At 69.3% G+C, this 13,188-nt stretch carries 11 protein-coding genes; 4 read left to right on the top strand and 7 right to left on the bottom strand.

The genetic code is table 11. From position 1 onward, the window contains the following. Positions 1-151 precede the first annotated feature (151 nt). Complete coding sequence (locus tag NE2_RS15475) at positions 152-2,500, top strand: SbcC/MukB-like Walker B domain-containing protein (protein ID WP_084494070.1); 2,349 nt, start codon at positions 152-154, stop codon at positions 2,498-2,500. Here NE2_RS15475 and NE2_RS15470 read toward each other — a convergent pair whose 3' ends face one another. From NE2_RS15470 to NE2_RS15450, 5 genes are all read right to left on the bottom strand, one after another. Next, on the bottom strand, positions 2,501-4,003 hold the full coding sequence (locus NE2_RS15470) for a carboxylesterase/lipase family protein (protein WP_063026734.1): 1,503 nt from the start codon (positions 4,001-4,003) through the stop codon (positions 2,501-2,503). Between the two features lie 83 nt (positions 4,004-4,086). Next, a complete protein-coding gene (locus tag NE2_RS15465) occupies positions 4,087-4,614 on the bottom strand; it encodes a methylated-DNA--[protein]-cysteine S-methyltransferase (protein WP_063026732.1) in 528 nt (175 codons plus the stop codon). Continuing rightward, complete coding sequence (locus NE2_RS15460) at positions 4,611-6,251, bottom strand: AlkA N-terminal domain-containing protein (protein WP_082856877.1); 1,641 nt, start codon at positions 6,249-6,251, stop codon at positions 4,611-4,613. The genes NE2_RS15465 and NE2_RS15460 overlap by 4 nt, the downstream gene beginning before the upstream one ends. A 369-nt stretch (positions 6,252-6,620) precedes the next feature. Then, on the bottom strand, positions 6,621-6,815 hold the full coding sequence (locus NE2_RS37090; protein WP_373862251.1) for a YbdD/YjiX family protein: 195 nt from the start codon (positions 6,813-6,815) through the stop codon (positions 6,621-6,623). A gap of 95 nt (positions 6,816-6,910) precedes the next feature. Further along, a complete protein-coding gene (locus NE2_RS15450; protein WP_063026730.1) occupies positions 6,911-9,202 on the bottom strand; it encodes a carbon starvation CstA family protein in 2,292 nt (763 codons plus the stop codon). A 338-nt stretch (positions 9,203-9,540) separates the two neighbouring features. Between NE2_RS15450 and NE2_RS15440 the strand changes: the two genes are divergently transcribed. After that, positions 9,541-10,482, top strand: coding sequence for a hypothetical protein (locus tag NE2_RS15440; protein ID WP_146165243.1), 942 nt, complete (start codon positions 9,541-9,543; stop codon positions 10,480-10,482). Positions 10,483-10,540: 58 nt separating this feature from the next. Here NE2_RS15440 and NE2_RS15435 read toward each other — a convergent pair whose 3' ends face one another. Next, a complete protein-coding gene (locus tag NE2_RS15435; protein WP_063026724.1) occupies positions 10,541-11,494 on the bottom strand; it encodes a helix-turn-helix transcriptional regulator in 954 nt (317 codons plus the stop codon). Between the two features lie 100 nt (positions 11,495-11,594). On the opposite strand from NE2_RS15435, the gene NE2_RS15430 reads away from it, so the two are divergent. Then, a complete protein-coding gene (locus NE2_RS15430) occupies positions 11,595-12,209 on the top strand; it encodes a TIGR03086 family metal-binding protein (RefSeq protein WP_063026722.1) in 615 nt (204 codons plus the stop codon). On the opposite strand, the gene NE2_RS15425 is transcribed toward NE2_RS15430, so the two are convergent. Then, positions 12,182-12,643, bottom strand: a complete 462-nt coding sequence (locus NE2_RS15425; RefSeq protein ID WP_063026720.1) for a MarR family winged helix-turn-helix transcriptional regulator — start codon at positions 12,641-12,643, stop codon at positions 12,182-12,184. The genes NE2_RS15430 and NE2_RS15425 overlap by 28 nt on opposite strands. Here NE2_RS15425 and NE2_RS15420 point away from each other — a divergent pair. Then, positions 12,552-13,166: a GlcG/HbpS family heme-binding protein gene (locus NE2_RS15420; protein ID WP_106958519.1), complete on the top strand. Its 615-nt coding sequence runs from the start codon at positions 12,552-12,554 to the stop codon at positions 13,164-13,166. The genes NE2_RS15425 and NE2_RS15420 overlap by 92 nt on opposite strands. The last annotated feature ends 22 nt before the right edge of the window (positions 13,167-13,188 follow it).

The following is a 13,188-nucleotide window of genomic DNA, read 5'->3' as shown; positions in this document are numbered from 1 at the left end:
GGCCGCGGTCACCCGGCGCCGCCGCACCGACGAAGCCCGCGACCTGGCCGAACGCCTGGCCGCCCGCCTGCTCGAACCCGAATCCGCGGAGCTTCCCGGAACGACTTGGGCCGCAACCGATCTCGCTGCCGCCGAATTGGCGGATACCGATATGGCCGAGGAACTCTCGGCCATTCCGGACATCGGTGGCGCTGCCGCCGACGACGGTGTGGTGGCCACGGCACCCTCACCGGAGGAGCCCGGTGCGGTGGACGAACCGATCGAATGGGAGTTGTTCTCCATCGACCTCGTCCGGCCCGCAACGGCGCCGGAGTCGCGCGGTAACCGGACTCGCTCCGATGCGGGCGCCCAGAACCAGCCGGGCCGGCCGGGCGGGCAGAAGGTTGCCGGCGCGCTCGACGACTCGGGCACCGATGCGGCGGGAGCGGCCGCAGCCGACGCCGGGACGCCCGATATCTCGACCGGCGCAATGGGTGGGAGCGTGAACCCGCGCCAAGCGGAAGACAGCCCGCGTCCGGCGGATACGCACGCCGCAACCCCGCGCGGTCTCGACGCCGCGGTACAACGGTGGTCCGCGCATATCGGCTCGCTGGAAGAGGTTCGCGCGGACGCCGAGTCGGCCGTCCGCGTGACCGCCGAATTGGCCGGGCTGCGAACGGAATACGCCACCGTATCGCGCGAGCTGGAACAGCTGTCGCAGCGCAGGGAGCAGTTGCCACAGGCCATTCGATCGGCCGAGGTGGCGCTGCGGGAGGCGGCGGATGCCAAGGCCGCGCTGCCGGGTCTGGAACGCGAATGCGAGCGAACCCGCGCCGCGGCGCAGGCTGCGGTCGAGCTCGTGGGCACGCGGAAGGAACTGGCCACAGCGAGCGAGGAATTCGAGCGGGCCCGGGCGGACCATACCGATGCGCGCGAGCGCACCCTCGATCTTCGCGAACGTCGCCTCGCCGGAATGGCGGCGGAGCTGGCGGGTGCACTCGTCGAAGGGCAGCCGTGCACCGTGTGCGGTTCCGCCGACCATCCGGCTCCCGCCCGGCCCACCGCCGTCACCGTCGCGAAATCCGACGAGGACGCGGCGGTGCAGGCCGAACGCGCCGCCGAACAACGACGCGACCGCGCCCTCACCCGCCGCACGGAACTGGAACGCCGGATCGAACTGCTCGGGGAGCGCGGCGGCGACGGCGACCCCGCGGAATTGGCCGCCGCCGTGAACGCGGCGACCGAGCAGTTCCGCTCCGCACAGCAGAAGGCGAGCGCCGCCGCCGATCGCGGCGCCGAGGTGGAGCGGCTGCGCAGCGCCGAAACCGAACTGCACAGCCGCCTTCGAGAACTCGAAAGCCGTTCCAGCGCAGTGCAGGAACGCATCTTGGCCGCCGACCGCCGGCTGGCCGAACTGACGGATCGAGTCCGGGTGGCGGCCGGCGCCGACGGCACGGTTGAGCGTCGCCGTGCCCGGCTGGACGCGCTCATCGCCGACGCCACGGATCTGCTCACCGCCCGCGCCGACGCCGCCGTCGCCGACGACCAGTTCGCCGACCTCGCCCGCCGCGTCGAACAGACCGCCCGCGCCGCCGAACTGCCGGCAGCTCCGGAACCCGAGCGTCCCGCGTCCGGCGCGCCCGACCACGCCGTGCTCGCCGCCTATGCGAAAGTCGTTGCGGCCGCGACTCGTACATCGCAGCAGCAGAAAGAGATGGAGGCCGAGCTCGTCGCCGCCGACCGCCGTCGCGCCCACGCCGAAGCGGTTCTGGCCGAACCCGAGGTCCGAGCCGCGGCCGATGCCGCCGCCGTGGACCTCGCCGAGGTCGAGGCGGCCGTGGCCGAGGCCCGCCGCGCGCTGGACGCCGCGGTCGCCGCGCACGCCGAGAGCACCCGCCGCGTGGCCCAACTCGAGGAACTCGGCAGTCAGCTGTGGGCCGCGGCCGACCGCATCGCCCCCCTGCAGCAGGCGCACACCGAACTCGAGGGGCTCGCCGACGTGGTCGCGGGCCGCGGTGCCAACAACCGCCGTATGTCCCTGCGCTCCTATGTGCTCGCCGCGCGACTGGAAGAGGTCGCGATCGCCGGTTCGGCACGCCTGCGGCGGATGTCCGGTGGCCGATACGAATTCGTCCATTCCGATGCGGCCGGCCCGCGCGGGCGCCGCGGCGGTCTCGGCCTGGACATCCGCGACGACTACACCGGCGCGGTCCGTCCCGCGAAAACCCTGTCCGGTGGTGAAACCTTCATGGCCTCGCTGTCACTGGCGCTCGGCCTCGCCGATGTGGTCGCGGCGGAATCCGGCGGCCTGGTACTGGACACCCTGTTCATCGACGAGGGCTTCGGCAGCCTCGACGCCGACACCCTCGACGCCGTGATGGGTGTACTGGACGAATTACGTTCGGGTGGAAGGGTTGTCGGCGTGGTCAGCCACGTCGACGAGATGCGACAGCGCATTCCCAGCCGGCTCCACGTCATCCGGGAACCGACCGGCTCGCGGCTGCGTTCGATCGTCGCCTGATCACCCGCGGCGCAATCTGCTCCCCGATTCGCGCAGCGCAAGCAGTTCCGCGGCGTGTGGGTCGGGCACGGTGGCCGAGCTCGGGAAGTCGAACATCCGCACCTGCCGGTCCGTTCCGAACGGCGCCCATCCCGGGTCGCCGTGCGTCGCGAAATCCACCCAGGCCCGGTGGACGTCGTCGGCCAGTGGTTGCGGCGGGTTCGGTCCGGTCAGCGGATGCGCCTCGGAGAGTTTGTCGAAGACGAACGGGATCTCCAGCACGTGACAGGCGCCGAGATCGGGAACCTCACTGCGCCAGCCGAATTCGTACACGTGCGTCGGTGCACCGGCGGCGGCGTTGGCCGCCGCGATGCGCATCGAATCGTCGCGGAAGACCACGTCGGTGATCACGGCCGCGAACAGGTCGGCGGCTGTGGCCCGCGGCCGATGCTCGGCATACACCCGCACCACGGCGGGGTCGACGCCGTAGCGGGACAGCACCGGGCCCAGCGTCTCGTCGGTGAGCGTGGCCGCGATGCCGGTCGGAAAGGTGAAGAACCGGAATTCCTCGGCAGTCCAGCCGATGAGCAACGGCACCGCGTGGGCGGTGGAGCGGTCCAGCACATCGATCGGCCGATCCTCGATGAGTTCACCGTCTATCACCGGGAAGAAGCTCAGAATCCCGAGACCGTGGTCGATGATCGTACGGCCCCACCGATTCGGATCGGGATTCGTGATCAACTCCAGCGCCACCGCGTCCTGTGCGGTTCGCAGCCGATCCGGTCCGAGTTCGCCGAAGGCCGCCGCCGTCGGCTCGATTCCCAGTGTGCGAGCGAGATTTTCGGCGACCTTGACCGCGTCGTCGGCCTCGGCGACCGCGGATCCGTTGCCGCTCTGCACGATCGCGCGACGGAACAGGACGCGCGCCGGTGCGGCGGTCAGCAGATCGACCACGCTCATCCCGCCCGCCGATTCACCGAAGACGGTCACATTGTCGGGGTCCCCGCCGAACGCCGCGATATTGTCGCGCACCCAGCGCAGCGCGAAGATCTGGTCGTGCAGCCCGCGGTTGAGCGGCGCGCCGGGCACGGCGGCGAAGCCGGAGATCCCGAGCCGATAGTTGATCGACACCACCACGACCCCGTCGCGGGCGAACGTACTTCCGTCGTACATGGTCCGGGCGTTGGAGCCGCGAGTGAAGGCACCGCCGTGAATCCAGACCATGACCGGCAGACCCGAGCCGCCGACCTCGGGCGTCCACACGTTCAGGTTCAGGTACTCGTCTCCGGGCAGCCCGTCGCTGCCGATCAGGGCGTGGATCGGCGCGGGATACTGCGACTGCACACAGGTCGCCCCGTAGGTCAGCGCATCGCGCACGCCGTCCCACTCCGGAACCGGCCGCGGCAGGTCGAACCGGGCCGGACCGACGGCCGCGGCCGCGTAGGGAATACCGAGGAATGTGCTCACCGCGTTCTCGGTGTCGCCCCGGACCTTGCCACCTGTGACCGACACGATCGTTTCCATGCAGAACTCCTTCGTCGTTCCGCATTCTGCCCGCCGAAGCGAGGGTTCGACACGAGTTCGGCGCGGGGGATCCGGGATAGCGTTCAGCGGCTGAGGTGGGCGCTGTCCTCCGCCGCGCGCTCGTGGGCGAGCAGCCAGCGCTTACAGCCGAGCCCCCAGCGGAAGCCGCCGAGTGAGCCGTCCGTGCGGAGAATCCGGTGGCACGGAACGAAGAGGGCGGCGGCATTGCGCGCGCAGGCGTTGGCGGCGGCGCGGATGGCCTCCGGGCGGCCGGACCGAACGGCGAAGGCGGTGTAGGTGATCGGCGCGCCGGCCGGCACCGCTCGCAGGACCGACCACGCGTGTTCGAGGAACGGACCGGACACCTGCCGGACCGCCACTCCGTCGACGGCATCCAGCTCGCCCTGGTGATACCGCTCGACGGTGTCGGTGAGCTCGTCCAGCGCGTCGTAGCGGCGCAACGCGTCCGGCCGCAGCCGCGGATGGACGAGACCGCGCAGACCTTCCGCGTCGGCGGTCCAGCCGGAGGCCAGGACCGCGCCGTCGGCATCGGCGATGACCGTGAACGGCCCGATCGGGGTCGGTACGGTCGCGTAATCGGCGGTGCTCATCGCCGCGCGCCCAGATAGGCCGCGCGACGGCCGGCCTCGGCGGCCGCGACTCCGGTGCGCGCGGCGTCGCCACGACGGTCGAGCGTGCTGCGCGCGGGCGCGGGCCGGGTGGCGTCGTCGCGGCCGGCGGGGTATCCACCGTTGCGTGCGAGGGCAGCTCGCGCGGTTGCGGCGCCGGCCACCGCGGTGCGTTCGGAGAGCGCGCGCTTCCACAGATGCATCGACAGATACGACCGCCACGGCGCCCATCGCGACGTATCGGTGAGATCGATGCCGTACTGGGCCGCGCCCTGCCGGACCACGAGATCGGTGTGCAGCAGGATGTCGGGGTCGGCGAGCAGGCGCATGGTCACGTAGTCGGCGGTCCACGGGCCGACCCCGTCGAGGGCGAGCAGATCGCGGCGGACGTCGGCGGCGGTCCGGCCGGCATGCAGACGCAGGTCACCGGAGGCGAGGGCACGGGCGGCGCCCACGATCGAGGCGGTCCGCCGGGCCGGTCCGGTCAGTACGTCGGCGCCCCGTTCGGCGATGGCTTCGGCGGTGGGGAACAGGCGCGGCATCGGGCCGTTGACGTTCTCACCCAGCGCGTCGACCAGGCGGGCGGTGTGCGTGGTCGCCGCCGACACCGAGATCTGCTGACCGATCATGGTGCGCAGCAACAACTCCGAGCCGTCCAGGCAGCCCGGTACGCGGATGCCCGCGCCGATGGCCGGCGCCCCGGGCCCGAAGCCCTCGGTGAGGGCGGCATCGATCCCGACCGGATCGGCGTCCAGGTCGAGCAGGTGCCGGATCCGCGCGACGGTCGGCGCCAGATCGCGCATATCGTGCAGCGCCAGGCTGGCCCGCACATGGCCGGGATGGATGCTCGCGCGCACCGTGGCATGCCCGTGCGGAGTGCGCAGGCTGCGCGTGTAGACGCCGTCCTCCCAGCTCTCCAGTCCGGGGACGGCATGCGCGGAGAGGAACCATTCGAGCCAGCTCGCGTCGAGCGGTTCGCGATAGGGCAGGCGCAGGGTGAGGGCGCCGTTGGTGGCGGGCAGTGCGTCGCCGCGCAGCCGCCGCGCCTCCTCGCGCAACACGGTCGGACTCACCACGAACACCTCGCGCACGGTGTCGTTGAACTGCCGGATGCTGGCGAAGCCGGCCGCGAAGGCGATGTCGGACATGGGCATTCGCGTGGTCTGGATGAGCAGCCGGGCGGTGTGAGCGCGATGGGCGCGAGCCAGGGCGAGCGGACCGGCGCCGAGTTCGGCGGTGAGTACCCGGGTCAGTTGCCGCTGCGAATAGCCGAGTTTGTCGGCCAGGCCGGGGACGCCGCTGCGTTCGATCACGCCGTCGGCGATCAGTCGCATCGCCCGCGCGGCCAGATCGGCGCGGGTGTTCCACAGGGGTGAGCCGGGCGCGGCATCGGGCAGGCACCGGCGGCAGGCGCGGAATCCGTTCTGCTGCGCGGCGGCCGCGGTGGGGAGGAACGTGACATTCGTACGCTTCGGAGTGATAGCAGGACACGATGGCCGACAGTAGATTCCGGTGGTGCGCACCGCCGTGACGAATTGCCCGTCGAAACGGGCATCGCGGGTGGCCACCGCTCGATAACAGCGCTCGAAGTCCAGACCGTTCACACTCACGCAGTCCACCTTGTCAGCCCGAGCCCGCCTGCGCTAGCGGGAATCAGACAACTACCCCGGATGGTCAACGTTTCAGCGACATAGCTGTCGGCTATCAACGGTGCGCTGGGTGAGAGCAGCTGGATATAACCGCCGTAAAGGGCCTATTCCACAGCGTCGCAAGGGTTTCGGGTCGGCCGGAGCGGGCGGGTGAGGTGTGCAGGGTTGGTCGCAGATCACACGCGAACGTTTCGGCCACCGGGGCCGTGTGGACGGGCGAATCGCACCGGAACCGACCGCTCGCCGGCGGGGTGCGGCGACCGAGGCGAGCCGGATGCCTGGAACCGCTTCCGGTTGCCCGGTCGACCGGGCTCGCCGCCGATCAGCGGCGGGGCGAGCTCAGCAGCACCGGGTCCCGGGGTTGCGATCGGCCGCCGCGTGCCGTTCGCGCCAGTATTCACTCTCGGTCGGAATCGGCCGGTCGGGATGCCGACGCCGCAGATGTTCCACATATCGCGGGTAGTCCTGCCCGCCGAGCACCGCGTTCATATAGCGGGCTCCCGCCCGGACCGCGTCCAGCGGAGCCCGCAGCACAGCGCCGGTCCGTCGGTGCGCCTTCGCCGCATCCGTGGCGGCAGGCGGACCCGGCACGGGTCCTGCCGCCGTGCCGAGATCCTCGAATTCGCTTGCTAAGAAGCCGGTTCCGGCGTCGCCGCGGCCGCGCCGGGGACCTTCGCCGCGCCCGAACGCTCGTATTCCGCCCATTCGCGCTGCACCTCCTTCTCGGCCTTCGTCGTCACGAAACCCGACGGCCCGAAGATCTTCGACGGTACCTCCGGAGTCTCGGTGGTGGCCCCACCGCCGCGGCGCACCGCCTGCACACAGACGATCACACCGACCGCCGCCACGATCAGCACCAGCACCGCGAAGATGATCGACAGTGAGCCCTGGATGAACGTGTTGCGCACGACCTTGTCCATATCGGCCATGCTCTTGGCCGGCGCCAGCACCTTCCCGGCGTCACGAGCGTCGCTGTAGATGCGGTGCTGGGTCCAGTAGCCGATATTCTTGTCGCCGGAGAAGATCTTCTGCCACGAGGCCGTCATGGTGACGATGAGATCCCAGATCAGCGGCAGCGCCGGAATCCAGGCCCACTTCCACAGCCGCTTCTTCATCACGATCACCAGCACCACCGTCAGCGCGACCGCGGCCAGCAGCTGATTGGCGATGCCGAACAGCGGATAGAGCGTGTAGATGCCGCCGAGCGGATCGGTCACGCCCATCAGCAGCACCGAACCCCAGGCCGCGACCACGACGAACGTGCACAGCCAGGCTCCGGGCCGCCAAGACGGATCCTTGAATTTGCGCGCCGGGCCGCCGAGGTTGCCGAGCGTGTCCGAGAGCATGAACCGCGCGACGCGGGTGCCCGCGTCGATGGTGGTCAGGATGAACAGCGCCTCGAACATGATCGCGAAGTGGTACCAGAACGACTTCATCGCGGCGCCGCCGATGAAGTTGTGCATCACCTCGGCCATACCGACGGCCAGGGTGGGCGCGCCGCCGGTGCGCGAGTAGATCGCCTGCTCACCCACGTCGTGAGCGGCCTGGTTCAACTCGTTCGCGGTGATCGGTGTGCCGCCGAGCCCGAGGGCGTTCACCTTGTCGGCGGCGGCCTGCGCGCTGGTGAGGCCGCCGGTGTTCATCGCGAAGTACAGATGCTGGTCGAGAATGCTGGCCGCGATGATCGCCATCACCGCGACGAACGACTCCATCAGCATGCCGCCGTAGCCGATCATCCGTGCCTGCGACTGCTTTTCGAGCAGTTTCGGCGTGGTGCCCGAGGAGACCAGCGCGTGGAATCCGGAGAGCGCACCGCAGGCGATGGTGATGAACAGGAAGGGGAACAGGCTGCCGGCGAAGGCCGGACCCTTGGAGTTGCCGGCGAATTGGGAGACCGCGGGGGCGTGCAGCACTGGCATGGTGATCACCACGCCCAGCGCCAGCAGCACGATCGTGCCGACCTTCATGAACGTCGACAGATAGTCGCGCGGGGCCAGCAGCAGCCACACCGGCAGCACCGAGGCGATGAAGCCGTAGATGATCAGCATCCACGCGATGGTGGTGCCCGAGAGGGTGAACAGGTCACGGCCCCAGCCGGATTCCGACACCCAGCGCCCGGAGACGATGGCCAGCAGCAACAGCACGAAGCCGACGACGGAGATCTCGCCGACCTTGCCCGGCCGCACATAGCGCAGGTACAGGCCCATCAGCAGCGCGATCGGAATCGTCATCGAAATCGAGAACACACCCCACGGGCTGCCGCCGTGCAGCTGCCCGTCGGCCCCCTTGGTCGCGGCGAGCGCGTTGACCACCACGATGCCCAGCACGGCCAGCAGAATCACCATGATCACCAGCACCGCGATCAGCGCCGCGATACCGCCCACCACACCGAGTTCGTCGCGGGCCATCTGCCCGAGGCTGCGGCCGCGGCGCTTCACCGATGCCCACAGCACCAGATAGTCCTGGACTGCACCGGCGAGCACGACGCCGATCACGATCCACAGCGTGCCCGGCAGATACCCCATCTGCGCCGCGAGGACCGGCCCGACCAGCGGCCCGGCGCCGGCGATGGCGGCGAAATGGTGACCGAACAGGACCCGGCGGTCCATCGGCATGTAGTCGGTGCCGTTTTCCAGTTCCTCTGCCGGAGTGGCGGTGTCGTCGCGCGGTGTGGTGATCTTCCACTCGATCAGCCGGGCGTAGAACTGGTAGGCGATGATGTAGGTGCACACCGCCGCGATGACGATCCATACCGCGTTGACGTTCTCGCCGCGGGCGACGGCGAGAATCGCCCAGGCGACCGCACCGAAGACGGCGATGGCCGCGAAGATCGCCTTCTTGGCGGGCGTGATCGGCCGGCGGTCGACGATCCCGACGGGAGGCAGGTCCGGCTCGGTTCGGAGGTATTCGATGGTCGCCATGCGAGCTACTCTCCCGTGCTGGTGTAGGTCCGATCGGCGACGAGTTTCCCCGCCCGGCCGGACATCAGGTGGAACTGACTCAAGGTAGCGGAATCCCGCCGAACCGGGCGAGCCCACCGTGGGATCCGCACTCCGTTCAGAAACTGTTCATCGGACCGGATCCCAGCGTCCGAGACGAAACCGCAGGTGGCCGCGTGTCGTTCGGGCCGGGCGCGGGTGCGATCCGTAGCTTCGGATCTGGTGTGCGGTTGTATAGGTGGGTGAGGACTGCGCGTTCGGTGTTGTCGGCGATCATCATGCTGATCGCAGCGGCTTCGGTGTCCGGGTGCTCGAGGCCGATGCAGGGGCCTGACCAAGCCGAGCGTGATAGCTGGTCGCGGGTGATCGAATCCGCGATACAGGCCTTGCCGGGGGTGGCCGACGCATCGCACAAGTTCCAGTACCACCGGTACGGTGACTACAGCTCCGGCCTCGATGTTCGGTTGAAGGACAACGCAACGGCCCCGCAGGCAGAGGCCGTGGTGCGCGTGATGGCCACCCAGCAGCTACCGCCGCAATACCGAGGCGACTCGACCGTGCTGAAAATGGTCCGGATGACGGACTCGTATTTCGCATCCTGGCGTTTCGGTGGCGACACCACCACGAAAGCCGAGGCAGCGAACACCTGGGCCCGAGTGTCGGCGACCCGCCCTGGAGCCGAAATACATTGGAGCGACGGCGGAACATACGCGGCCAACGTCGAAGGCCCGGCCGAGAAGGTCATCGTGGCCGCGAGTTCTGGTGCCGAACCCTCGAGCGCCACCGCGGCGATGCGAAAGATCGCCGGCGAGTTTCCCGAACTGGCGGCCCGCGACTGGACGGTGGCCTCCGGTTACCACGATCTCTCGATCGTGGGCTCGAGTCTGGGACCCGACTCGAGCCCGAGCCGCCGTACCCGCTTCCCGTCCGGCAGTGAACTCGAATTGTGGGAGTGGGTGGTCAGCGATCAGCCCTTCCCGTACTTCGCCGACATCCGTGTGTACGACCCGCCCGGTATGGGTGGCCGCACACTGGGCATCGCGATTCTTCCGCCGGCGGGCAAGGTGTTCAGTGCGGAGCAGGCTGCACAGTTGGCCGGTCAGCACCTTCCCCGCCTCGCTCGGTCCGGTGCCGTGGTCGAGTACACCCTCCGCGGGCACCAAGGCTTCGGCTTCGAGGTCCTGGTAGGCGGTTGCCCGGGTCCTGGCCGAAAAATTTCGGCCGAGGCGGAGCCCTTCATTCGTCTGTACGAACGCTGTTAGTGCCGTATCGGCACCTCACATGGCTGTCCTCGGGCCGTTCCGGGGGCCATCGAAAGCGCTATTCGGGCGGGACAGCCGATGAATAACGACGGCCCAGTGTCCGGATGTGGTCCACGAGTTCCGGCGGCTCGTCGACGCGGAAGTCCATCATCAACATGCTCAGGTAGATCGCGATGGTCTCCAAAGTGTCCGCACCGGTGTACAACACACACGACTGCGCGTCGACGGGTTCCACCACACCGACGGCCGGGTTGATGCGCGCGATCACGGTGTCGGCCGGCGCCAGGACCGTGACCCGGGCGTGGACTCGCCAACCGGCCCTGGCGATTTCCCGCAGGACGAAGGCCACCAGATCGTCGTCGGGCAGCGTGCGGGCCGCGAAGTGGTGGGAGCCGGTCGCGACGTCGTCGACGGCGGCCACGGGAAGGGCGCGCCAGCAATGGTTTTCGAGGTCGTAAGCGACGAGATACCACCGGCGTTGCCAATTGATCAGCCGATACGGCTCGAGGCGTCCGCCGTCGACGTTCAGGACCCGGGTACCGCGTATCGCCGATGCGAGGGTGGCCAGAGTCTGCGCCGGCACGGGCGCATCGGGTTCGCGTGAGCCGGTCGTCGCGGGACCGATCTCGGTGGCCGTGCGCAACGCTGTCACCTTGCGCTGCAACCGAACCGGCAGAATTCGCTCCAGCTTGGCGAGCGCCCGCGCCACGTTCTCGTCGATATCCGCGATCCCGGTGGAGCCGTCCTCGGCGAGGCCGATCGCCACCGCCACCGCGACGGCCTCGTCGTCGTCGAGCAGCAGCGGCGGCATGGTCTTGCCCTGGCCGATCCGATAGCCGCCGACCGCACCGCGCTCGGCATGGACCGGATACCCCAGTTCCCGCAGCCGTGCGATGTCCTGACGCAAAGTCCGGTCGCTGACATCGAGCCGTTGCGCCAGCTCCCGACCGGTATAGGTGCGGTCCTGCAACAGCGACAGCAGCCGCAGCACACGGGTTGTGGTGGAGGTCACACCGAGACACTTTCCGTCAGCGAATTATTAGGAAGAAAACAAGCCTAATTGGCGCATAACCTGAGTTCAACGCCGAAAACGAAGAACGAAAGGCCCTCCGATGAACAGCACCTCCGTTTCCCCCGCCGCCGCTCTCGCCCCGGTCTGGCGTGACGTCGTCGCCGACTCCTACCGTGCCCTCGCCGACGCGGTCGCGGGAATCGGCGCCGCCCAGTGGGACCTGCCGACTCCCTGCTCGCAGTGGACCGTCACCCAGGTCGTGCAGCACGCCGCCGGTGATCAGCTCGCCTTCGCCGCGGCCCTGGGGGTGGGCACCGGCCCCGCCTACGATCCCTTCGCCCCCTCCGGCTCGCTCGACGGCACCGGCACACAGCTTGTCTCCGCCGCCATCGACCAGACCGCCGCCGCCTGGGCCACCGTCACCGACGACGCCGAAACCGTTCCCACCCCGCTCCCGCACGGCGCCCTCCCGACCCCTGTCGCGGCCGTCATGGCCGCCCTGGATGCTGCCGTCCACGCCTGGGACATCGCGATCGCCACCGGCCGGCCGTCTCCGCTGACCGACACCCTGGCCACTCATCTCCTCACTGCCGCAACCGATCTGATCGAACCGCTGCGCCAATGGGGCGCGTACGCCGCCGTGCTGGATGCCGAGCCCGGCGATACCGCCGTCGACACACTGCTGCGCTACCTCGGCCGCGACCCGCGCGTCTGAGTCTGCCGGTTGTCCAGCACGCGGGTCAGCAGCTTGACCAGGTGTTCGCGCTCCGCCTTCGTCAGTTCGCCGAATATCTCGTCCTGGGCGGCGGTCAACGTGGCATCCAGTTCGTGCAGTCGGCGCTCGCCGGCCGCGGTGAGGGTGATGAGGTTGCGGCGGCGGTCGTCCGGATCCGGCTCTCGCGCAACGTATTTCTGCGCCTCGAGCTCGGCCAGCATGGCGTGCATATCGCTGCGGTCGATCCGGCACCGCTGGCCGATCGCCACTTGACTGGCGGGCCCGAACTCGTCGAGTGCGGCCAGAATCGAGAAATGGTAGCCGCGGGCGCCGACCGTCGACATGGCTTCTCCGATACGCCGCTGGGCGAGTGTGGCGGTCTTGCTGACCAGCCAGCTTGGTTTGCCGCGCAGGCGTGCGGGCGTGTCGTCCATGCGTGAAGTCTACTGGATTCGTTGGACGAGCCAACGAATGTGGGGTAGCGTCGCCTGGGTGAACCGTTGGTATGGCCAACGATTATCGGAAGTGGAGAAGATGTCGCTCACGCTGGATGAAGCGCACGCCATCAGCACTCGGATACGCTCTCGCGCTGGGGAATTGGGTGCGCGGGTGACCGTGGCCGTCGTGGACGAGGGTGGACACGTGCGAGCGCTGGACCGGATGGACGGTGCGCCACCGCTGTCGGCCCGGATCGCTCCCGCGAAGGCGGCCGGGGTCGCCCTGTTTCATCGCGACGGCGGCGAACTGCAGCAACTCCAGGCGGCGTGGCCCGCACTGTTCGATCGAATCGATCAGCTGTCGCCGACGCCGATCGTGGTGGGTGCGGGCTCTCGGCTGATCCGTCGCGACGGTGTTGTGGTGGGTGCGGTCGCGGTGAGCGGCGGTCGGCCCGAACAGGACGATGAGTGCGCCGAGTTCGGGCTGGCTTCTGGCCGACCGACGCCGGACTCGGTGTAGCAGACCGCCGGCGGGCGTGGTG

The sequence above is a fragment of the Nocardia elegans NBRC 108235 genome (genome assembly GCF_001612845.1).
GTDB lineage: Bacteria > Actinomycetota > Actinomycetes > Mycobacteriales > Mycobacteriaceae > Nocardia > Nocardia nova.
This window is presented reverse-complemented; position numbering and strand designations above follow the sequence as displayed.